General features: G+C 58.5%; 19 protein-coding genes and 2 pseudogenes. 10 read left to right on the top strand and 11 right to left on the bottom strand.

What is annotated here, in order from left to right:
* Positions 1-62 precede the first annotated feature (62 nt).
* Both PLU01S_RS03655 and PLU01S_RS03650 read left to right on the top strand, forming a co-directional pair.
* On the top strand, positions 63-1,454 hold the full coding sequence (locus tag PLU01S_RS03655; protein WP_074822199.1) for an APC family permease: 1,392 nt from the start codon (positions 63-65) through the stop codon (positions 1,452-1,454).
* Between the two features lie 43 nt (positions 1,455-1,497).
* On the top strand, positions 1,498-2,490 hold the full coding sequence (locus PLU01S_RS03650; protein WP_083397833.1) for an ROK family protein: 993 nt from the start codon (positions 1,498-1,500) through the stop codon (positions 2,488-2,490).
* Here PLU01S_RS03650 and PLU01S_RS26540 read toward each other — a convergent pair.
* Positions 2,404-2,604, bottom strand: a pseudogene (locus PLU01S_RS26540) (hypothetical protein); the annotation flags it as partial. The gene PLU01S_RS03650 and the pseudogene PLU01S_RS26540 overlap by 87 nt on opposite strands.
* Between PLU01S_RS26540 and PLU01S_RS03645 the strand changes: the two are divergent.
* Together PLU01S_RS03645 and PLU01S_RS03640 are read left to right on the top strand one after the other, a co-directional pair.
* A complete protein-coding gene (locus tag PLU01S_RS03645; protein WP_083397832.1) occupies positions 2,510-3,538 on the top strand; it encodes an SIS domain-containing protein in 1,029 nt (342 codons plus the stop codon). The pseudogene PLU01S_RS26540 and the gene PLU01S_RS03645 sit on opposite strands and share 95 nt — an antisense overlap.
* A gap of 180 nt (positions 3,539-3,718) precedes the next feature.
* Complete coding sequence (locus PLU01S_RS03640) at positions 3,719-4,132, top strand: topoisomerase DNA-binding C4 zinc finger domain-containing protein (RefSeq protein WP_074822194.1); 414 nt, start codon at positions 3,719-3,721, stop codon at positions 4,130-4,132.
* Here PLU01S_RS03640 and PLU01S_RS03635 read toward each other — a convergent pair.
* On the bottom strand, positions 4,129-5,295 hold the full coding sequence (locus tag PLU01S_RS03635) for an MFS transporter (protein ID WP_074822190.1): 1,167 nt from the start codon (positions 5,293-5,295) through the stop codon (positions 4,129-4,131). The two genes, PLU01S_RS03640 and PLU01S_RS03635, sit on opposite strands and share 4 nt — an antisense overlap.
* Positions 5,296-5,599: 304 nt before the next feature.
* Between PLU01S_RS03635 and PLU01S_RS03630 the strand changes: the two genes are divergently transcribed.
* A complete protein-coding gene (locus tag PLU01S_RS03630; protein ID WP_074822187.1) occupies positions 5,600-6,682 on the top strand; it encodes a GGDEF domain-containing protein in 1,083 nt (360 codons plus the stop codon).
* A 26-nt stretch (positions 6,683-6,708) separates the two neighbouring features.
* On the opposite strand, the gene PLU01S_RS03625 is transcribed toward PLU01S_RS03630, so the two are convergent.
* Positions 6,709-7,734 (bottom strand): alpha/beta fold hydrolase, encoded by a 1,026-nt coding sequence (locus PLU01S_RS03625; protein ID WP_074822184.1) that lies wholly within the window; start codon positions 7,732-7,734, stop codon positions 6,709-6,711.
* A gap of 293 nt (positions 7,735-8,027) precedes the next feature.
* Between PLU01S_RS03625 and PLU01S_RS03620 the strand changes: the two genes are divergently transcribed.
* Entirely contained in the window at positions 8,028-9,134 is a 1,107-nt protein-coding gene (locus tag PLU01S_RS03620) for a catalase family protein (protein WP_074822181.1), read from the top strand.
* Positions 9,135-9,152: 18 nt separating this feature from the next.
* On the opposite strand, the gene rbsD is transcribed toward PLU01S_RS03620, so the two are convergent.
* The 8 genes from rbsD to PLU01S_RS25630 form a co-directional block, all read right to left on the bottom strand.
* Positions 9,153-9,557: a D-ribose pyranase gene (gene rbsD, locus PLU01S_RS03615; RefSeq protein WP_010795711.1), complete on the bottom strand. Its 405-nt coding sequence runs from the start codon at positions 9,555-9,557 to the stop codon at positions 9,153-9,155.
* Positions 9,558-9,565: 8 nt separating this feature from the next.
* Positions 9,566-10,474: a ribokinase gene (gene rbsK / locus PLU01S_RS03610; RefSeq protein WP_026003976.1), complete on the bottom strand. Its 909-nt coding sequence runs from the start codon at positions 10,472-10,474 to the stop codon at positions 9,566-9,568.
* Position 10,475: 1 nt separating this feature from the next.
* The gene (locus tag PLU01S_RS03605; protein ID WP_074822178.1) at positions 10,476-11,492 is read right to left on the bottom strand and encodes a LacI family DNA-binding transcriptional regulator; all 1,017 of its coding nucleotides are present in this window, start codon (positions 11,490-11,492) and stop codon (positions 10,476-10,478) included.
* 2 nt (positions 11,493-11,494) lie between these two features.
* Complete coding sequence (locus tag PLU01S_RS03600) at positions 11,495-12,478, bottom strand: ABC transporter permease (RefSeq protein WP_019365989.1); 984 nt, start codon at positions 12,476-12,478, stop codon at positions 11,495-11,497.
* Entirely contained in the window at positions 12,475-14,028 is a 1,554-nt protein-coding gene (locus PLU01S_RS03595) for a sugar ABC transporter ATP-binding protein (protein WP_074822175.1), read from the bottom strand. The genes PLU01S_RS03600 and PLU01S_RS03595 overlap by 4 nt, the downstream gene beginning before the upstream one ends.
* 94 nt (positions 14,029-14,122) lie before the next feature.
* Positions 14,123-15,082 carry a sugar ABC transporter substrate-binding protein gene (locus PLU01S_RS03590; protein ID WP_019365991.1) on the bottom strand — a complete coding sequence of 320 codons (960 nt, stop codon included), beginning with the start codon at positions 15,080-15,082 and terminating at the stop codon, positions 14,123-14,125.
* A 171-nt stretch (positions 15,083-15,253) separates the two neighbouring features.
* A complete protein-coding gene (locus tag PLU01S_RS03585) occupies positions 15,254-16,849 on the bottom strand; it encodes a carboxylesterase/lipase family protein (protein WP_083397830.1) in 1,596 nt (531 codons plus the stop codon).
* Entirely contained in the window at positions 16,846-16,995 is a 150-nt protein-coding gene (locus PLU01S_RS25630; RefSeq protein WP_159435092.1) for a hypothetical protein, read from the bottom strand. Before PLU01S_RS25630 ends, PLU01S_RS03585 begins: the two co-directional genes overlap by 4 nt.
* A 258-nt stretch (positions 16,996-17,253) precedes the next feature.
* Here PLU01S_RS25630 and PLU01S_RS03580 point away from each other — a divergent pair, with 258 nt between their 5' ends.
* The 4 genes and pseudogenes from PLU01S_RS03580 (at position 17,254) to PLU01S_RS03565 (ending at position 21,903) form a co-directional block, all read left to right on the top strand.
* On the top strand, positions 17,254-17,496 hold the full coding sequence (locus tag PLU01S_RS03580) for a hypothetical protein (RefSeq protein ID WP_074822172.1): 243 nt from the start codon (positions 17,254-17,256) through the stop codon (positions 17,494-17,496).
* Positions 17,497-17,590: 94 nt separating this feature from the next.
* Positions 17,591-18,589: pseudogene (locus tag PLU01S_RS03575) on the top strand (aldo/keto reductase).
* 122 nt (positions 18,590-18,711) lie between these two features.
* Positions 18,712-20,097 (top strand): 2-oxoadipate dioxygenase/decarboxylase HglS, encoded by a 1,386-nt coding sequence (hglS, locus tag PLU01S_RS03570; RefSeq protein ID WP_074822168.1) that lies wholly within the window; start codon positions 18,712-18,714, stop codon positions 20,095-20,097.
* A gap of 174 nt (positions 20,098-20,271) precedes the next feature.
* Complete coding sequence (locus PLU01S_RS03565) at positions 20,272-21,903, top strand: methyl-accepting chemotaxis protein (protein ID WP_074822167.1); 1,632 nt, start codon at positions 20,272-20,274, stop codon at positions 21,901-21,903.
* Positions 21,904-22,042: the final 139 nt, after the last annotated feature.

Here is a 22,042-nt window from a genome sequence, read left to right as displayed (position 1 = left end):
TCGATGGCACGAAGAATCTTTCATCTGCCCATCCTTTACCTTTCGAGCGAAGAGATCGTCCTATGCCGTCATCACCCGTAACCGGCCAGCCTTCCTCCGGCCTCAAGAAAAAACTCGGCCTGTTTCCTGCCACTACGCTCAACATGAGCCAGATGTGTGGTGTGGGGCCTTTCATTACCATTCCAACCATGATTGTCATCATGGGCGGCCCACAGGCCTATCTCGGCTGGATACCGGGCGCCCTGCTGGCCTTGTGTGATGGTCTGGTATGGGCAGAGCTGGGTGCGGCATTGCCAGGTGCCGGGGGTACCTATGTGTACCTGCGCGAGGCCTTTGGCAAACGCACGGGAAAGCTGATGCCCTTTCTGTTTATCTGGACGGCAATGCTGTTCATTCCGCTGATCATGTCCACAGGAATCATCGGGTTCGTTCAGTACCTCACCTGGTTCTGGCCGGACATGAGCCAGACGGCAGGCAATGTGATTGGCCTGGGGCTTATCTGGCTGATCATCGGGCTGTTGTGGCGCAAAATCGAGTCGGTCGCCAAGCTGGGCATTGTGCTGTGGGTGATCATGCTGATCAGTATTGGCAGTCTCATTACTGCAGCCCTCTCCCACTTTCACCCTGAGCTGGCCTTCAGCTTTCCCGAGGGGGCGTTTGATCTTTCCGACAGTGGCTTCTGGCTTGGCATGGCTGGTGGGCTGACAATCGGCATTTACGACTACCTGGGCTACAACACCTCGGCCTACCTTGCCGGTGAGGTTGACCAGCCGGGCCGCGTGATTCCCAGGTCCATCATCTTTTCGATTCTCGGCATTCTCGCCATTTACCTGTTGATGCAGGTGGGCGTGCTGGGCGTCGTGGATTGGCATCGCATGCTTGATCCCAATTCGGCGGCTTATAAATCCGTGGCCTCGGTGGTACTGAGCGAAACATGGGGCGCTACCGCGGCCAATGTCGTGACGGTTCTGATTCTGATTACTGCATTGGCTTCGGTGTTCGCAGGGCTTCTGGGGGGCTCGCGGGTGCCGTATGAAGCGGCGAGGGACAAGGTGTTCTTCCAGGCGTTTGCCAAGGTGCATGCCCGCCATGAGTTCCCGACGTATGGGCTGCTGAGCATGGGTGTGCTGACGTCGATCGGCTTCATGATCGGCCGGTTGAGCGACCTGACCACGCTGATCCAGCTTCTGACAACCGTCATGATTCTGGTGCAGTCTGTTGCCCAGATCATTGCACTGTTCGTGCTGCGCAAGAACCAACCGCACCTGAAACGGCCTTATGCGATGTGGCTTTACCCGGTGCCGGCCGTTATTGCGCTGGTGGGCTGGGTCTATATCTACATGGCCTCCAACCATAACGCACCCGGTGCCTACCCGATCCAGTGGTCATTGGTCTGGCTGCTGGTGGGTGGCGGCGCCTATCTCCTGTGGGCGCGTACACACCGGCTCTCCTGACTGTAGCGCCATGACACAAGCACTTGAAAGAGAGAGTCTTACGATGCCTGATCAGGGCGTACTGCTGGCCATCGATGTTGGCGGTACTAAAACCCACATTGCCTGCTATGACCCCGCCAGCGAGCAGCTGGCGACTCGGGTCCTGCCGACCCATGCCGAGGGCCTGCTTGGCGAGCCGGCCCTGATGCGCCTGCTTGAGGCCGCACGGGAATGTGCACAGCAACTCGGCGCAACGACCATTCGCAGCGTGGCGGGCGTATTCCCAGGCGTTGTACGTGGTCATACCTTGCTGATGGCGCCCAATACACCCGGCTTTGAAGGGCTCGACCTGCACGGCTTGATTGCTCAAGGGTTGGGTACGCCTGCGGTCATGCTGGACAACGACGTCAAGGCCGGTGCACTGGCCGAGGCACGCTGGGGCAGCCTGCAAGGTATCGATCATGCCCTCTACCTGAATCTGGGCACAGGGCTTTCTGCCGCAGCCATTGCCAATGGGCAGCTGATCCGTGGGCATAACGGCGCCGCCATGGAAATTGGCTATATGTTGTCACCTTTTCTGGACCCTGAGCGCGTATCGGACTGGTACAGCCACGAGCAAGGTGGCGCCCCGCTGGAGGAGCTATTTTCCGGAACGGCCCTGAATCAGCTGGCCGTTGAGCTACTCGGGCCGGGCCACCAGGCGCTCGACCTGTTCACCAGCCAGGAGCCTCGCGCTCAGCAGGCGCTGCATATGCGGATTGCTGCCTGCACCGCTCAGGTGGCCAATCTGGCGATCGCCCTGGATGTTGGCCGCATTGCCATTGGTGGAGGGCTTTATCGGCAAGCGGCAACGCTGGCCCCGCTCATCAAGCACATGATCAACCGTACTGTTCCCTTTGCGCCTGAGATCGTCACGGCGCATTTCACGCACGACGCGCCTCTATGGGGCGCGCTGAGTATGGCCATGGATGCCGCCGGGCTTGCTTTTATCCCCGAGCAGATTCTGAGCCAAACCGAGCTTCTTTCCACACCGGACGCTACAGCGTCCGAAGGTTGACGTCCCGAAGGTAACTGCAATGTCCCTGATGTTAAATGAAACCCAGTCCATTCCTGCCGTCCTGCAACGTATGCTGGACGATGACAGTGCTGTTACAGCACTGGCAGACCGTCTGGCGCGTAATCTGCCTGACCTCATGATGACCGTGGCGCGGGGCAGCTCGGATCACGCAGCCGCCTATTTTGCTCATCTGATGATGTGCCGGATCGGCATTCCCAGCCTTTCCATGCCGCTTTCGCTGGTCAGCCTCAATCAGCCACCCCTGCGCTTCAACAATGCCTGGGTGGCGGCGCTTTCCCAGTCCGGCAAGAGTCCGGACCTGATTGCCAGCGTTCGTTATTTGAAATCCCGCGGCGCTAGGGCCACTGCCCTGGTGAACACCCCCGATTCGCCTCTGGCGGCAATTGCTGATGGTGAAGTCTTGCTGCCTGCCGGACTTGAGCAAAGTGTGGCTGCCACCAAGAGCTATGTTGCCATGCTGATGGCAGCCGCCCAGACAGTAGGTTATCTGGAGCGCAACCTGGATATGGGGTCAGACCTACTACAGGCGCTCCGGACGTTGCCTCGGCAGATGGAACGTGCCGTGGAGGCGGACTGGTCCAAGGCTGTCGAGGTGCTGACACCGGTCGACAAAATGCTGGTCATCGGCAGAGGCCCGGCCCTCCCGATGGCCATGGAAGCAGCCCTGAAGCTTAAGGAAACCTGTGGCATACAGGCCGAAGCCTTTTCCAGTGCAGAGGTTAAGCACGGCCCGATGGAGATCATTACCGAAGGGTATCCGGTTCTGGTTTTTGCGCCCGCAGGTCCCGAGCAGGCTGGCACGCTGGCCTTCGCCCAGGAGATGCGTACCCGCGGGGCCAGGGTATTGCTGGCTGCAACCGAGAACAATGACGGCGTCGATTTACCCAGCGCCCGGACCGACCATGCCATGCTGGAGCCTTTCACTCTGATCCAGAGCTTTTATGTTCTTGCCGAGGCATTGGCCAAGGCGCGCGGTTGCAACCCTGATCAGCCGCGTTACTTGAAAAAGGTAACCGAGACGCATTGATGAGCGCCTGCATGCTCTCGCCATGAATGCCACCTCTCCCATTCATTGATGACAAAACAAAGCCCCGACACTCCGCTGGTCGGGGCTTTTTGTCTCCGGCTTAAGCTTGAATGTCCTTTGCCGATAGCCCTCGCATATCAGGCGCACTGTGCGCCGCGCATCAGCCAAATGGATAGAGTCATGGGACGCATGCCGCTTACGCAAAAGGCATTCACTGGATCAGTGCTTTTTCTTCTACCTTGCCTGACATGGGCCGAGGATGCGGCGGCCGGGGCACTTTCCGTCAGCGATGCCGCGATCATGCTGGGTATTGTTGGCGTACTGGTAGCCTGGAGCGTCTATGAAGGGTTGCGCAGCAGTCGAGTACCTCAAAAACCCGCGCCGCACCATTCGATCATTGCTGCCAATGCACCTTTGGTTACACCCTGGCAGGCCAACGCGGAGAATTGCCCGTTCTGCTCGGCGCCCATGAGCCTGCGCACGGCCAAGGCTGGCAAGAGCTTTTATGGTTGCAGCCGCGCCCCTGTCTGCCGGGGAACAAAGCTCATCAGCCACTCTGCGAGAACGCATGGCTCTCGTCTATCGAATCTCTAATCATGTTGCTCCAGTCTGAGGGCACGTCCGCCCCTTGCCTTCAGGGCACACAGTACGAATAAGCCAGCCGCTGCGGCCAATACCAGTGGCAGACCATTTGGTCCTGCGGACATGGCTGCGCCACTCAGGATGGGACCAGCAAGACTTCCCACGCCCCACAGAAACCCTGCACTGGCATTGGCGGTAATCAGGTCCTGCCCTTGAAAATGCTGCCCGATAAGGGTGATAGCCAAGGTATAGACGCCACCGGCTACCGCACCCAGTATGACCAGCACAGGCCAAAGCAACGCTTGCATCTGGATCAACCAGGGCAGCGCGAGGCCGATCAGCAAGGCAATCAGGCCGCAGCCGAGGTAAAGGTGGTTGCGGTTGAAGCGATCAGACAGGCAACCCAGCGGGTATTGCAGGCAGGTGTCACCCAGCAGAATAACGGTCGCCATCAGTGCGGCCAGTGCAACCTCGTAACCGTGGCTCAAGGCAAACACGGGAAACATGGACAGCACGACGCTATCAAAAAAGGAGAAGAACACGACGCCTGCGCAGATCACAGGGGCGACCTTCAGAAAGCCCAACACAGTAAAGGTTTTTTCCTCGACGGTAGCCTTACCGGCGATGGGGTTGGGCAGAAATCGCGCGGTAGCCAGCAAACACACAGCAAAGATCGCCAGAACGATGCCTGTCACCCAGGCACTGCTCGGGCCCAAGGCGGAAACCATGGCAGGCCCAAGCAGCTGAAAACCGGTGAAGAATGTGGCGTACAGGGAGACAACACGACCACGGTTGGATTCATCGGCAATCTCGTTGACCCAGGCCTCCCCCAGAATAACGATCAGCCCTGCCCCTACCCCCATCAGAAAGCGGAATAACCCTAGCGAGATGAGTTCGGTTCTGAAGACTTCCAGCATGGCGATACTGATCATGGAGAGAAGAAAGCACAGCAGGTAGATGTGCTTGCGGCCAAGCCGTGCGGTGAGCCATTCGACGATAAAGGCCGTTACGAGCATACCGGCGGCCGGCAAGGCCGAAAGGATGCCAATGGTCAGGTTGGGGATATCCGCTTCGTGCAGGCGTAGCGCCACGACGGGAATGGTGGCGCCGATACTGAGGCCGACGACAGAAATGCCGACAATCAGCACGGCAAGGATCAGTTTGTTGGGCAGCACACATCAACTCCACGCAAGCCATTCGGGCTGCGTCTCGATACTCATCAGGTAATAGGTGTCCGGCGTTATGGGGTGCCGGTTCAATAGGCTTATTCATACTCAGGGATAAGCGTGTCTTATTAGCTAGCTTACTGTAAGCCCCGTACCCTTACTAATTGTTGGATCCTGTGCTCTGCCGTTTATCAAGCGGCTTATTTTTCAAACTGCTCTCGCTCAAGACTTGCCAGGTCCAGCCGATGCGCTGTAACAACTTTCACGGGCTGAAACGTGCAGCGCCATGCATGTGTAAGTCGGGTCGGACTTAATGAATAGTGATCTTTCGGCGTCTGATCGCGCCCAGATTTTGGAAACAGCAACGGATCGCTTCTGGAGCAGGGGTGTGCTTGGCATCAGGGCGGTGCTGGGTATTCACATCATTTTTCTGTTGACGTTCATTGCGCTGGACGTCAAAGCCCTCTGGCTGACCAATATTGGCAGCGTGGCTATCCACTTCTATTGCCTACAGTTACTGAAGGCCAAGCGCTATCGACTGACAAGCACGCTGCTGATGTCGGAAATCGTCATGCATGCCGTGGTCGCAACCGTGGTCATAGGATGGCATACCGGGTTTTACTACTACTTGCTCTGCATCGTTCCGATTGCCTTGTTCAATTACACCGTTGCCCCCTTCTGGCGCTGGGTAACCTGCATACTGATTTGTACTTGCCTACTGATAGGCAAGGTTACGGATCTGTTTTTCGCCGTTGAACCCCTGCTCATGTTGAGCCCCAAGGTTACAGAGCTGTTCAGCCTGTTCAATCTGAGCTCGGCCATCGTGATGCTGGTCTATATTTCGGCCCTGACGGCTTCCAGCTCGATTGCCATGCAGGTAGACCTGTTCACCTTGGCCAACAAGGACAGCCTGACCAATCTATATACCCGCGGACGTCTGCACAGCGAGGCGCAGCGGCTGTACCGCAGCCCTCAAACGTTCAAGCCGATCTCACTGATCATGCTGGATGTGGATCACTTCAAGAACATCAACGATACCTTTGGCCACGACGTGGGCGACACGGTCCTGCAGCAGGTGTCATCGGTCATTGCCGCGTCGGTGAGAGGCACGGACGTGGCCTCACGCTGGGGTGGTGAGGAATTTTTGATCCTGATGCGTAATACCGATCTGAAAAATGCCGACAAGATTGCCGAGCGGATCTTGAATGAAATTCGCGCAATACGTTTAGAGGTAGAGGGTGCCACCATTATGGTGACGGCCACGCTGGCGACCTGCGTGATTGGCGAGTGCGAGTGTCTGAAGGATGCCATCAAGCGCACCGACAAGGCGCTTTACCAGGGTAAACAGCAAGGCCGCAACCGAATCATGCGAGCCGCTCAAGCTGTCGCAGCCTGAGCGGCATCAACGCGTGTCCTACCCCGTCAACGGACCTCTAGCGGAAACCGCAGTAGCAACCAGTGCAGGAAGACGCGGTTGACCTCATCGGGCCGCTCCTGCTGGGTCCAGTGACCGGAGGACTGGATGGCGCCTCGCTGAAGGTCATGCACGTACGTTTCCATGCCTTCCGACATGGAAGGCGGCAGGAAGGCATCCTGATCCGCAGTGACCATGAGCGAAGGCACGTTTATCTCCGTCGGCAGATTGGCCGAACGCTCCCAGTTACGTGTGATGTTGCGATACCAATTAATGCCACCGGTAAAGCCGGTCCGGCTGAAGGTTTCAACAAAGACGTTGAACTCCTCCTCGGTCAGAAAAGTTTCCCGAGTATCCTGTTCGGGCTGATAGGCCTCCAGCCAGCGCACCAGTGCAAAGGCTGAGCCCTGCTCGGATGCCTTGGCCTTTGCGATACCCGCCCCGTCGACCTCGTCTCCTCCAGGCTTTTTCATCAAGAAACTGAACACTTTACGGGCATCTCGGTTGAAAACGCTGTCTGCCTCGCCGGGCTTCTGGAAATGCACCTGATACATCTCGTCTCCCATGCGCTTGCGCATCGCCTCGATCGGTTCGACGGGCGGACGTGGCAAATACGGCGTGTTAAGGCCGATAACTCCAGCCGTGCGGTCAGGATGTAGAAGCGGCATCTGCCAGACGAGCAGACCGCCCCAGTCATGACCACAAAAAATGGCTTTTTCTATCCCCAGATGGTCCAGCAGACCGACCAGATCACCGGTCAGGTGCTCCATGTCGTAGGCCTCAACAGCCTGGGGCCGCTCGGTCAGTCCATAGCCGCGCTGATCGGGCGCGATGACCCAATACCCCGCTTCACTCAGCGCCTTGATCTGATGACGCCAGGAAAAGGCCAGCTCGGGAAAACCATGGCAGAGCACAATGGGAATGGCTGGTTTGGAGCCGGTCATTCGAGGGCCGGCCTCGTAATAGGCCATCTGAATACCGTTGACCTGGGCTGTACGAGCCGGCGGCATCATGGGAAGTGCTGGGGCAGACATGACGTTCTCCTCTGGTAGACCGTTCTTTAACGGACTGCGGCCAGTAGGAAGGGTTTTATTTCGTAGTGTTTTGTTGCGTTAAGCGGAATGTGCAGCGGAAAAGATTCGATTCGCTCCAAACGAGACGGTAAGGCCAGGGTTTTGTATACAAAATGCTATCTATTTGTCATTCATCAACGCCTTTCATGAACAATCGATAGCAGGGCTTGTCCAGAGTTAGGAAGGCTTGTGGCCAGTACGCACGCCATAACAACGATGCCACATAACGCACCCTGATGAGCTGAGGACTTTCCATGTCGACCACCCTTCCCATTCGCCCACTGCTGTTTGATCCATCATTTGAACAGATCCCGGAGGATGAGGCCGAGACCACTCGCGAGCTTGTCGAAACGATGCGCAAGATCATCGAGACGACCTCCGAGGATTATGGGCACGCCGTACGCAGTGTTCATGCCAAGAGCCATGGCTTGTTGCAGGGACGTCTGAAGGTACTGGAAGGTCTGCCACCGGAGCTTGCCCAGGGTGTCTTTGCCAAGATGGGTGACTACCCTGTCGTGCTGCGCTTTTCGACCAACCCTGGAGATCTGCTGGACGATAGCGTCTCCTCGCCGCGGGGGTTGGCGCTCAAGGTCATTGGTGTGGAGGGAGATCGCCTACCGGGTAGTGAAGGCCAGCTGACTCAGGATTTCGTAATGGTGAATGCACCGGCTTTTTCGGCAGCAACACCAAAGGCCTTTCTGAAAAGCCTGAAGCTTCTGGCCGCAACCACCGACAAGGCACCGGGCCTCAAGAAAGCGCTGTCGGCTGTTCTGCGCGGTACTGAAAAGGTAATCGAAGCCGTTGGCGGTGAAAGTGCAACGCTCAAATCCTTGGGTGGCCATCCGGAAACCCATATCCTGGGCGAAACCTTCTACACCAGCGTGCCCCTGCTGTATGGCCCTTATTACGCCAAACTCAGCGTGGCGCCTGCTTCTCCCGAGCTGACGGCCCTGACCGACGCACCGCTGAATGTAAACGGCAAACCCAATGGGCTACGCGAGGCGGTAAGCGAATTCTTTGCCAGGCAGGGTGGCGTATGGGAGATGCGGGTTCAGCTGGCTACCGATGCGAAGAAGATGCCCGTCGAGGATGCTTCAGCACAGTGGCCGGAGGAAGAAAGCCCTTATATCACCGTAGCCCGGATCGAAGTCGATCCGCAGCCCACCTGGACGGAGGCCCGCGCCAGGGAAGTAGACGACAGCATGGCGTTCTCACCCTGGCATGGCCTGGCAGCGCATCGTCCCATTGGGGGTGTGATGCGTTCTCGCAAGCCGGCCTACGAGATGTCATCCGGGTTCAGGGGGCAGTTCAACGGTTGCCCCATTCATGAGCCACGCTCACTGAATAGACTGCCTCAGTGAGCGTGCCCTGCCGGTGTCTCAGAAAGTGACGCCAGCAATCAATGCAATATTGGTATAGGGCTGGCATTCGCCGGTGCGGACCTGAACGCGCGCCTTTTTGCATAGCGCCTTGAGGTCCTCATGGCTTACCAGCTGGCGCTTGCCCAACTCGCCCGCGGCGCTTAACCGCTGGATTTCAGCTAAGGCAGGCGGATGCTGGACAACAGTCTCCTCGGCGAGGACATGGGCCTCGACCTGCATTTCACTCACGATGACGCGTAGCGTAGTGGCGAAGTCGGGCACGCCATGAGTCACAGCCAGATCGATACATTCCACGCCGGGCGGTACGGGCATGCCGGCATCACCGATCACGATCACATCACCATGACCAAGGCTGGCGATCACGCGGGATAGCGCACTGTTAAGCAAAGGAGTCTTTTTCATGGGCGCTCTCAGATGTTCAATTCGCGGCGATAGGGAATGGAGGGTTGCGCTCCGGCACGGGTGACGGACAACGCAGCCGCCTGCTGGCCCAAACGAACGGCCTCTTCCAATGGAAGACCTTCACCCAGGGCAGCGGCAAATCCGCCAACAAAGGTGTCTCCGGCCGCCGTGGTATCCACCGCCTGGACAACCTGCGCCGGGAAGTGCTGCTGCCGTTCGGTATCCTTATACAGCACGCCCTGTGAGCCCATCGTCAGCAGGATACGCTTGGCGCCTGCATCAAGCAGTTGCTGGGCAGCCTGGGCGGCTGTTTCCAGCGAGTTAACCTCAATACCGGTCAGAAGGCCGGCCTCGCTCTCGTTTGGAACCAGGTAATCCACATGACCATACCAATGAGCAGGCAACGGGCCTACGGCTGGTGCTGGGTTGAGAATGACCGTCTTTCCCAGTTCACGAGCGCGGGTCAACGTCTTTTCGACCGTAGCGACCGACACTTCCAGCTGGGCGATGACTACATCGGCAGCCTGCAATGCGGCGTCGTGGCGGGTCAGGTGCTCGGGCGACAGCTCGCCATTGCTCCCCGCCACGATCACGATGCAATTCTGCCCATTATCATCGACCAGAATGGAGGCGATACCGGTCGGTACACCCTCTACGGATTCGACCGTGGAGCACTCGATGCCTTCGGCTTCCAATCCACTGCGCAGCTGCTCGCCGTAGGCGTCACGGCCTACGCAGCCGATCATGGTGACCTGGGCGCCCAAACGGGCACACGCCACTGCCTGATTGGCACCCTTGCCACCAGGCGCTGTCACGAAGCTGCGGCCCGCCAGGGTCTCGCCGCCTACCGGCACGCGGGGGGTTCGTACGACCAGGTCCATATTCAGACTCCCCACGATCACTATTTTTGCTTGCATCTTATGGACTCTCGTTCAATTCGATAGACGCAGTGGACTCGCGTACCACCAGGGTAGGCGCCACCACGGTATGTTCGGGTGTGGGCCGGTGCCGCTGCCCGAGCCGGGCCAGTAGCTGTCCGGCGGCGCGCTCGCCCAATTGCAGGATGGACTGCCCCACAGTGGTCAATGCCGGATAAAGGTAGCGGCTCACGGCAATATCGTCGAAACCTACGATGGACAGCTCCTGCGGAACGCGCAGGCCGCGCTCGGCGGCGGCGCGCAGGATACCGATTCCGATCATATCGTTCCCGGCAAAAATGGCTGTAGGCGCATTCTTTTCCAACAACTGTGCGGCAGCGGTATAACCGGCGGCGCTAGTAAACTCGGTATTGAGCAGCCACGCAGGCTGTATCGTCTGCCCAGCTTCCTTCATCGCACGGCAATAACCAGCCAGGCGTTCCTGAGCGACCAGCGTTTCGGCAGGCCCACCCAGGCAGGCGATACGCCGATGACCCAACGCCAACAAGTGCCTCGTTGCCAGATAGCCGCCCTCTTCATGGTCGATCTGCACCAGATCCGCCTCCACGCCTTCCAGCGGGCGGTCGACCAGCACCATCGGCACCTTGACTGCAGCCAAGGCCTGGGCGAACTCACCGTCGCCGCCCACGGTGGCCACAATCAAGCCGTCGATACGCCGCTCCAGCAGCACACGCAGGTAACGGCGCTGCTTGTCGTTATTGTCATCGGAGTTGCAGAGGATGACGCTGTAGCCGTTACGCTCGCAGTGATCCTCGATACCCCGCGCCAGCTCCGCGAAGTACGGGTTGCTGCCATTGGGCACGAGCAGCCCGATGGTGCTGGTGGCCTTGGCCTTGAGCGAGCGGGCCACGCCGCTGGGAACGTAACCCAGCTGGTCGATGGCCGCCTCGACCTTGGTGCGCACTTCCGCGCTGACCGGGCGAGTACCATTGAGCACGTGCGACACGGTGGTATAGGAGATACCGGCCAGTGCCGCAACGTCCTTGATGGTCGCCATGGTTAGCCTCGGCGCTTGGCGCGATGGCTGCGGTAGGTGTCCAGCACCACGGCCACCACGATCACCGCACCGGTAATGATGCGTTTGGTCGGCTCGCTGGCGCCAATCTGTGCAAGCCCGGCGGCCAGCACGGAAATGATCAGCACACCAAAGAACGTGCTGATGACCGAACCGCGTCCGCCCATGAGGCTCGTTCCGCCGATCACCACCGCCGCGATGACCTGCAATTCAAGCCCGGCGCCGGCGTTGGGGTCAGCCGCTTCCAAACGGGACACCTGAAACAACGCGGCCAACCCTGCCAGCAGGCCCATCAGAGCAAAAACCAGGATTTTGTAAGGCTTGGGGTTGATACCCGCCAGGCGCACTGCTTCTTCGTTGGTGCCGATGGCGACGAGATAGCGGCCAAACACGCTGCGCGTCAGCAAGGCATGGGCAACGGCAATCACCAGCAGCGCGATGATAAAGGAAGGCGAAATCCCAAAGGCGAACGGCGTGGACAGCCAACCATAGGCGTCACCGATGTAGGCCGTGCGCGAATCCGTTAATTGGTAGGCCAGTCCCCGCGCCATTTCCAGCACACCCAGGGAGACGATAAATGAAGGAATCCGCCATGCCACGGTTACGCTGCCCGTCACGGTGCCTGCCAAGGCTGCGCAAACCATACCTAGGGCCGCTGCCGGGAAGATACCCCACCCCCAGTTGAGCGTAGCCACGCTAACGACCGAGGCCGCCAGTGCCAGCACCGAACCTACGGACAAGTCGATCCCACCGATGATGAGGATCAGCGTCATGCCCACCGACAGCACCATCAGGTCCGGAATCTGGTTGGCCAGAGTGGTGAAGGTGTTATAGGACAGGAAATGGCTGCTCATGGCGGAGAACAGCACGATCATGGCCAGCAAGGCACCGGCCAGTCCCAGGTAGGTGCCCAGGCCAGACACACTGCTGCTGCGCTTGGGCGCGGCCGGAGTTACGGTAGTGTTCATACGGAGAGTTCCTGTATGGGAGAAACCGCTTCGCCCAGCATCGCTTCACGGCTGCTGTATCCGGCAAAGGCGGCGGCCAGGAGGCGATCCTGGCTCCAATCGTTACGGTCAAAGGTTTCCATGAGACGGCCGGCAGACAACACGGCAATCCGATCGCAGATCAACATCAGCTCACGCAGGTCACTGGACACGACAACGAGCCCCTTGCCCTGCCGGGTCAGTTCGCCCAGTAAGCCGTAGATATCGAACTTGGCGCCGATGTCGATGCCCCGGGTAGGCTCATCGAACAACAGCACCTGACAATCACGCTCCAGCCAGCGGCCGATTACGACCTTCTGCTGATTACCGCCGGAAAGCTCACCCACCGGCTGATGGGGGCTGGAGCTGCGAATGCGCATGGCCTTGATCTGCCGCTCAGCCAACGCAAGTTCGGACGCAGACTGAACCACGCCGCGCTTGGCAACGGCAGGCATATTGCCCAGCGCCAGATTCGCGCAGATGGACTGGGTGAGTAACAGCCCCTCCCCCTTGCGATCTTCGGTGATCAGGGCGATGCCATTGCGTACCGCCTCGGCTGGCGAGCTGACGTTGACTTCACGCAGCGGATTACCCACAAAAACACGCCCGCTATCGGCCCGGTCGGCGCCGTAGATGAGCCGCAGCAATTCGGTACGACCCGCGCCGATCAAGCCGGAAATACCGAGAATCTCTCCAGCGCGAACCTCGAACGATACATCGCAGACCTTGCCGGCACGGCTCAGCTTGTCCACTTTCAGTATCGGCGCGCCAATGTGGCGCTCGCCCAGGTCAATATGCTCACCCAGCTCACGTCCCACCATCAGCGCTACCAGCTGATCGGTGTTGTAACGGCTAATGGACTCGGCGGCGACCAACCGGCCATCGCGTAGAACCGCGATCCGCTGGGAGATGCGCTTGAGTTCTTCCAGGCGGTGGGAGATGTAGACGATGGCGACACCACGGGCCTGCAGGCGCTCGATCTGCTCGAACAACAGGTCGACCTCGCGCGCCGTCAGCATGGCGGTAGGCTCGTCGAGAATCAGGATGCGGCAGTCACCGATCAGATTACGGGCGATCTCGACCATCTGCTGGTGGCCGACCCCCAGATCAGAGACCAGGGTATCCGGATCAATAGCATCCAGCCCGACCTGCGCCATGGCCAGCCGTGCCTGCTCACGCAACCTCCCGCGGGAAATCCACCCGCCCCGACTGGGCAGGTTATCGAGAAACAGGTTTTCGGCAACGGTCAGGGTCGGCAGCAGGTTGAGCTCCTGCATAACCATGCGCACGCCCAGGCGCTCGGCCTCGGTGCGGCTACCGGGGGTGTAGGGCTGATCGAGAAAGGTCATCTGCCCGGTCGTGGGCGGAGTCAGCCCCGCGATGATCTTGGACAACGTACTCTTGCCGGCGCCGTTCTCACCTGTCAGCGCCAACACCTCGCCGGGATACAGCTCAAGGCTGACTTCTCCCAGAACGGGTTGCGCATAGGTCTTGCCGATGCCGGTAATGGAAAGGACTGGCCTGCCCGACATGACGGTCTCCTTTAAAACTCAGGTGCCCCGCAAGACTCCGGTGCAAAGGCGAATACGATCGACTCCGCGCCAAAGCCCGGCGGGTAAGGATGAATTACGGCTTGGTTACCAGCTCGACAGGCGTTTCGATCACACCGTCGACAGCACCGGTGGACTCACCCTTGACCAGCTTGAGCGCAGCGTCGATACCAAAGACCGCCTGCTTGCTGGCGTACTGGTCAGCCGTAGCCAGAACGCGGCCGTCCTTGAGCATGGGCTTGATGGCATTGATGTTGTCGTAACCCACTACCAATACTTCGCCCTTTTTGCCCGCAGCGCGAACGGCAGAAACAGCGCCCAGGGCCATGCTGTCATTACCAGCCAGCAGCGCCTTCAGATTGGGATGTTCGTTCATCATGGCAGAGGCCACGGCGTTGCCCTTGTCGATCTCCCAGGAGCCGGACTGGACACCCACGATCTTCATGTTGGCCGCTTCCATAGCGTCCTTGAAGCCAGCGGTGCGCTGCTGGGCATTGAAGGTAGTGGAAACGCCCTCGATGATGCCAACTTCGTCACCAGCCTTGAGCTGCTTGGCCAGGTACTCACCTACCAGACGGGCACCCTTGCGGTTGTCCGGGCCTACGAAGGGCACGTCAAGCTGCTTGCTCTTGAGTACGTCCTGATCCAGACGGTTGTCGATGTTTACGACCTTGATGCCTGCATCCATGGCTTTCTTGATGACGGGCACCAACGCCTTGGAATCTGCCGGTGCGATGACGATGGCATCGACCTGGGACACGATCATCTGCTCGACAATACGAATCTGGCTGGACGTGTCGGTTTCGTCCTTGATGCCATTGGAGATCAGATCGAACTGGTCAGAATGCTCTTTTTGATAACCCTTGGCACCGTCTTCCATGGTGCGGAAGAACTCGTTGGCGAGAGACTTCATCACCAGCGCGACCTTGGGTTTATCCGCATCCTGAGCATAAGCCGCGGACAAGGGCAGAAAAGCGGAAGTCGTGGAAAACAGAACAGCAGCAGCGAGAAGCCGCATAGGGCGGGATGCGTTCATGGTGCACTCCATTGTTGTCTTTGTTATGGCGCAAACGTTTGCGTGGCAAAACTATGAGAAGAATTGGCACGGTTGTCAATCTGCGAAGTGTGATGGCGGATGGGTTGCCAGAGAGAGAAAAACAGGGAAAACAGGCATGTCGAGCCGGCCATGACCGGCTCGACGAATAGCTTACGGTTTGGCGTGCTGAGTTTTCTCGATCAGGTCGAGGCGCTCTTTCCAGGGGTCCTCTTTAAGAACCGGACCTTCATCGGCCGCGAAATCCATGACCAGATTGCCCTCACGGTTGAACGGCAGCCAGCGCGCCACATTTGTACCGTTGGGATTACCCGTCTTGATGAAATTAACAAAGATGGCATGGGCCTCGTTTGCCATGTCCTGATCCTTGTCCGTTACCTTGTCGCCATATCGCGCTTCCAGCGTTTTGAAGAAATAGGGAATTTCGCTGGCATGCTGCGCCCCTTTGGTCTCACTGCGCAGCGAATCGGCGACGTAGGAGAAGCGATAAAGAAATGCCTGGCGATCATGCTGGGAGATCTTGCTGGCAACGAAACGAGCCGGCTCCGTCATCATCCGGTCCATAGCAACTGCGGCCCCTACCGCCTGCACATCGCCTGTATTTTCCGGGTCGTATAACTGACGGGCCCGCTCTGCTTCACGCCCAAACGGTGCGAACAGCTCTTCCATTGTCTTGGCCGTATTAAAGCCAAGATCGGCGCTGGTCGAACCGATCAGCATGGGCACCTTGTTTTCCTGACCGGCGCTGTAGACCTGCTCCGGTGTACCCACCACGACCCGCCCGTCGAGTACCGGTCCGCCCACGTAAGTAGAGGCATTGCTGCCCATGGTCATCATGTTCAGGTCGCCCAGCACACGGCTGGCCGGCAATTCACGCAGCGCCTTCAATGCCTTAGAACCAGTGCCTTCAACACCAACACTGCGGGCGAAATTCTTGCCGATGGTCTCGGCGGAGGGATTCCCGGGCAAGTCGCGGCTGATCTCATGCAGCTCACCCATCAAGGAACGTCCGCCCCCTGACATGACGATGGCACGGTCAAACAGCCCCCGCGTCAGTGGCGTGGTGGTGATATTGAGCACCGAGCCGCCGCCAGCAGACTCACCCATGACGGTAACGTTGTTTGGGTCACCGCCGAACTGACGGATGTTGCGCTTCACCCATTGCAGCGCAGCGATCTGATCCATATAGCCATAGTTGCCCAGCGGACCTTCTTTTGCAGCCGTCAGCGCAGGATGGGCGAAAAAGCCGAAGCGGCCGATCCGGTAGTTGAAACTGACAAAGACCACGCCATCGCGGGCAAAAGCGCTACCGTCATAGACCGACGGCGAAGCACCGCCATTGACGTAGCCACCGCCATAAATCCAGACGACAACCGGCAGCGTGGCCTTGCGGTTTGCCGTCTCCTGCGCCGGACGCCAGACGTTGAGGTACAGGCAATCCTCGGAAGGCTCTGCTCCCAGCGGGGCCGCGTCGCTGGCGATCGGCTTTTGCATACAGTCAGCGCCATAGGCTGTGGCTTCGCGTACACCGCGCCAGGGTTTCACGCGCTGAGGCGCACGCCACCGGTTCTCACCCACCGGCGGGGCCGTAAAGGGAATGCCTTTGAAGGAGATGACATCGCCCGACTGGCTGCCTTTCAAGCGGCCACTGTCGATGCCTACCTCAGTCAACGCGCCGGGTTGAGCGAAGGCACCCAGAGGCGCCATGAGCAGCCCTAGGGTTATCAGTTTCTTTAGGGATGGAGTCATTGTTTTTCCTTTGGCAGATCAACTGCGCCAGCCGCCTGCAGAGCATCTGGGGCGCCTGCGGGTGTGACTTGCAGGCCGCTGTCGTGGTTCCACCACCAGACCTTGCGCCAGCGTGTCTGGTACGCAGCCCGAACCTGTTTTTCCACACGAATCCATACCGCGACGGCGACCTTTTGTCTGCGAATGCGGTTGCATTGAGGAGCAAAACATTATTTGCACTGTCACAGCGGGAGTTGATGGCATTAGAGCATCATCTCGCCCTTAACCACGGATCGGCGCGCCTTTAAAAGCGTAGCCGAGACCAGACGCGGTATCGACTCGCCATACTTTCCGAGACTCATGCGGGAAAGCCCCTGGTAATGGAATGCCGCAGTTTGATGACTGCCGATAAAAGGACCCCACCCATGAGCATCGCCTCGATCATTGCCTTGATTCTTATCGTCGTCGTAGGAATCCCGTCATTTAAAATCATCAGGGAAACACTGGCGCGTGCTCGCCTGCTGGAAGACCAATTGGTCGCCATCAACACGCAACTCAAAGACGTCGAATTCAAGCTGGAAGAGCTGGATGACAAGCTGGCCGCCACACCGGCCGTACGTTCTTCAGAGCGTGCGGCACGAGTCGAGGAAGAAGCCGCTCATCACTGAGTGAGCGATTAGCCAAGTTAATGCTGCGCTCCCAGGGCGTAGATGCGGCCAGGGACCGGTCTATGGTGAACGCCTTCTTTTAGGAGCTTTCGCCATGCTTACACGCACGCTCGGCAAGACCGGCCCCCAGGTATCAGCGCTCGGACTAGGATGCATGGGCATGTCGGACCTGTACGGTCCGGCGGACCGTACCGAAAGCATTGCCACGATCCACGCGGCGCTGGAAGCGGGCGTCAACCTGCTCGACACCGGTGATTTCTACGGCATGGGCCATAACGAGCTGTTGATTGCCGAAGCGCTCAGGGATCGCCGGGAGGCAGTAACGATCAGCGTAAAGTTCGGTGCCCTGCGAGGGCCAGACGGGGCTTGGATGGGTTACGACGGTCGCCCCAAGGCTATCCGGAATTTCCTGGCGTAAACGCTCAAACGCCTGAATACGGATCATGTGGATATCTACCGTATTGCCCGCCTCGATCCAGACGTTCCTATCGAAGATACCGTGGGCGCCATCGCCGAAATGGTCAAGGCAGGCTATGTGCGCCATATCGGTCTCTCCGAAGTCGGGGCCGATACGATCCGCCGGGCCGCGGCCGTTACCCCTATCGCTGATCTGCAAATCGAATACTCACTGATTTCACGCGGAATCGAAGCGGACATCCTGCCTACCTGCCGTGAACTTGGCATCGGGATCACTGCCTATGGCGTGCTCTCACGTGGCCTTATCAGCGGTCACTGGTCAAAAGACCGCGGAGGTGAGCAGGACTTTCGCACCATCAGCCCGCGTTTTCAGGGCAGCAATCTGGACGCCAACCTCAAGCTGGCCGACACGCTCAAGGTCATTGCTCAAGAGAAAGGAGTTACCGCGGCACAGATGGCAATCGCCTGGGTGCTGGCGCGCGGTGAAGATATTGTCCCGCTGGTAGGCGCACGTACCCGTGAACGTTTGCATGAGTCGCTGGGTGCACTGGATATCATGCTAACCGCCGAGGAGCTGGCCAGAATCGAGCAGGCCATTCCCGCCAACGCCGCGGCAGGAGAACGCTATCCCGCCGCTCAATTGGCTCACATGGACAGTGAGAAGCGGCACGACTGAGCGGCTTGTCTGATTCCCTTTATGAATGAATGGGTGAATTTTTGTCATTTGTAAGGCAGGAAAGCGGCCAGCAGAATGGACTGATACCTCTATAGTCCGGCCCATCTAAGGAGCGGTATGCCATGACGACGCAGGCTTTTGTCGATCCCGATGAGATTCGCGCCCGGTTCTCCCGAGCCATGTCCGACATGTACAAGGCCGAAGTGCCCCTGTATGGAACATTGCTGGAGCTGGTGAGCGATATCAATCAGCGTACGCTGGCAAACAATCCGACCTTGGCAGAGCAGCTGCGCCAGACGGGTGAAATCGAGCGGCTGGATCAGGAGCGCCATGGGGCGATCCGTGTAGGTACGGCGCAGGAGCTGGCTACGCTGCGGCGCCTGTTCGCAGTCATGGGCATGTATCCGGTGGGTTATTACGATCTTTCCGAAGCAGGCGTGCCGGTGCACTCCACCGCGTTTCGTGCCGTCCATGAGGCTTCGCTGCAAAAGAGTCCCTTTCGCGTGTTTACCTCTCTGCTCCGTCTGGAGCTGATCGAGGACGAAGCACTCAAACAGAAAGCCGCAGCGATTCTGGCGCAGCGCATTATCTTTACATCACGTGCGCTGGAATTGATCGCCCGCTGCGAGACCGAAGGCGGGCTGAGCGCAAGCGATGCCGATGCCTTCGTGCGTGAAGCCTTGGAAACCTTCCGTTGGCACGGCGAGGCCACAGTCAGCGCCGAGGTGTATCAACAACTGCACGACCAGCATCGCCTGATTGCCGATATCGTGGCGTTCAAGGGGCCGCACATTAATCACCTGACGCCCCGGACCTTGGATATTGATGCCATCCAGCAAGGCATGCCGTCACGGGGGATTACGCCCAAGGCAGTTATCGAAGGACCGCCGCCCCGCCGCTGCCCTGTTCTGCTTCGCCAGACGAGCTTCAAGGCATTGCAGGAAAAGGTGACCTTCATCGATGAGCAAGGCAATGCCGTTGCCGGCAGTCACACAGCCCGCTTTGGCGAGATCGAGCAGCGCGGTGTCGCATTGACGCCTAAGGGACGCGCACTGTACGACAAGCTCCTGAACATTGCCCGCACCCAGGCTCCCAGCGAGAGCAACGCTCAGGCATACATGCAGGCACTGACCGACATATTTGCCGAGCTGCCGGACAGCTATGAATCCTTGAGAAAGCAGGGGCTGGCCTATTTTCGTTACTTCGTCACCGACAAGGACGATGCGGTTACCCAGGATGGGCCAAGAGATCTGGATGCCCTGATCCAGTCAGGTTATATCCACTATGAACCGCTGGTATATGAGGACTTTCTGCCGGTCAGCGCGGCCGGTATTTTCCAGTCTAACCTGGGCGATCAGGCTCAGACGCAGTATGCCGAGGCGTCCAGTAAGGACCGCTTCGAGCAGGCACTGGGCGCGTCGGTACTGGATGAGCTGGCCCTGTACGCCGAGACCCAGGCGCGCTCGCTCAAGCGCTGTGAAGAGCAGCTGGGAATACCCCTTTCATAAGGCCGCAAGGCTCAAAGCGCTCCTCTTACCAACGGAGCGCTTTAGATAGCCGCGCTAGAGCGGCCGCCGTCTTATCGCTATCCGCAGGGTGCGTCCAGCCTAAAGATATTTCATTTTTTTACCGATACAGAGCAGGTGAAACCTTTACTGCCTTCTCCTATCGGAGCACGTCCCATGTTGTCCAATTTAAGTATTGCCAAAAAGCTTGGTGCAGGCTTTGGGCTTATCATCGCGATCATCTGCATCCTGGTGTATGTAGCCCGCCACGGCTTTACCGAGGTCGATAATTCGGTCAAGTGGAACATTCATACCTATCAGACCATTGATGGAGCTAACAACCTGTTGATTAGCCTGACCAACATCGAAACGGGTATGCGTGGATTTGCCCTCAGCGGTCAGGACGACTTTCTGGAACCCTACAACGCAGGGAAAACAGCGTTTGAGCAAACCTGGACGAAGCTTAAAAACCTGACGTCGGATAACCCGACCCAACAAAGCCGTCTGGATGAACTCAAGGCCACGCAAATGAAGTGGCTGAGCGAAGACATCGAGCGTTCCATCCAGCTACGCCGCGCAGTCGTACAAGGTGCCTCCTCCATGGAGGACATGGTGCAACGCATCATCGACCGTCAGGACAAGGCCAAGATGGACAAGATGCGCAAGATCATCGCTGACTTCAGCAACGATGAATCCAAGCTGCTGGGTGTGCGTAATGAAGCCATGCAGTCAGCCGAGCAGAATGCTATCTGGACGCTTATCGGTGGTGGAATTCTGGCTGCCGTAGCGGCCCTGATCATTGCTTTCAGCCTGTCCGCATCCATCAAGCGCCGTCTGAATGATGTCATCCAAGTCGCCCAGGCCATTGCCGCTGGCCGCCTGGACACTCAGATCAGCAGCACCGGGGAAGACGAAATTGGCAGTTTGCTCAAGGCCTTCAGCGCCATGCAGCAGCGCCTGCGAGAAATGATTTCCGAGATCAAGGGCGGTGCCGAGCAGCTTCTGACAGCCGCTCACGATATCTCCAACACTTCGGAACATCTGGCAGTGGCCGCACGGGATCAATCGAGCTCGGCATCCTCCATGGCTGCTACTGTGGAAGAGCTTACCGTCAGCATCAGTCACGTTTCGACCAGCGCGAACGAGGCCCATGGTATTTCTACTGATTCCGGCAAGCGCTCCGTCGAGGGTGGCAATGTCATCAAGCAAACCTTGGACAGCATGACGCAGATCGCCGGTACGGTGCAGAACTCGGCTGAACAGATTTCCGAGCTGGGCCGCCATGCCGATCAGATCACCTCTATCGTGAACGTGATCAGCGAGATTGCCGAGCAGACCAATCTGTTGGCCCTGAACGCAGCCATCGAGGCCGCCCGCGCGGGTGACCAGGGCCGCGGCTTTGCGGTGGTTGCAGACGAAGTTCGCCTGCTGGCGCAGCGCACCGGCAAGTCCACCCAGGAAATCGCCGATATGATCAAGAAGATCCAGGCGAGCACTCAGGATGCAGTCAGCAGCATGAACGTGGGCGTGACTCAGGTGAACCAGGGTGTGGAACTGGCTCACTCGGCCAGCCAGGCTATCGACGAGATTCGCAGTGGCTCAGATCGCATCATTTCCGTGGTCGACCAGATCTCCATGGCGCTGCGTGAACAGTCTGCTGCCAGCCAGGATGTAGCCCGCAACGTGGAACGCATCGCGCAGATGGCTGAGACAAACAGCCATTCTATTGAAGGCGCCTCGCGCAATGCGTCGAGCATTCAGCATCTGGCTCAATCGCTGGACAAGCAGGTCGCGCAGTTCCGCCTGTAAGCGCTGTGTATTGAAAAGCCCACCGCCTGGTGGGCTTTTTCCTGGGTGCGTCAATAACGCCCGATGAATTTCGCTACGTTTTAGCCGGCACTGCGCTTAGAATGCGCGCCCTGCTCACAAGAGCAGATCGACTTCATGG

Origin of the sequence: Pseudomonas luteola NBRC 103146, from assembly GCF_002091675.1 — a bacterium.
Lineage (GTDB): Bacteria > Pseudomonadota > Gammaproteobacteria > Pseudomonadales > Pseudomonadaceae > Chryseomonas > Chryseomonas luteola.
This window is presented reverse-complemented; position numbering and strand designations above follow the sequence as displayed.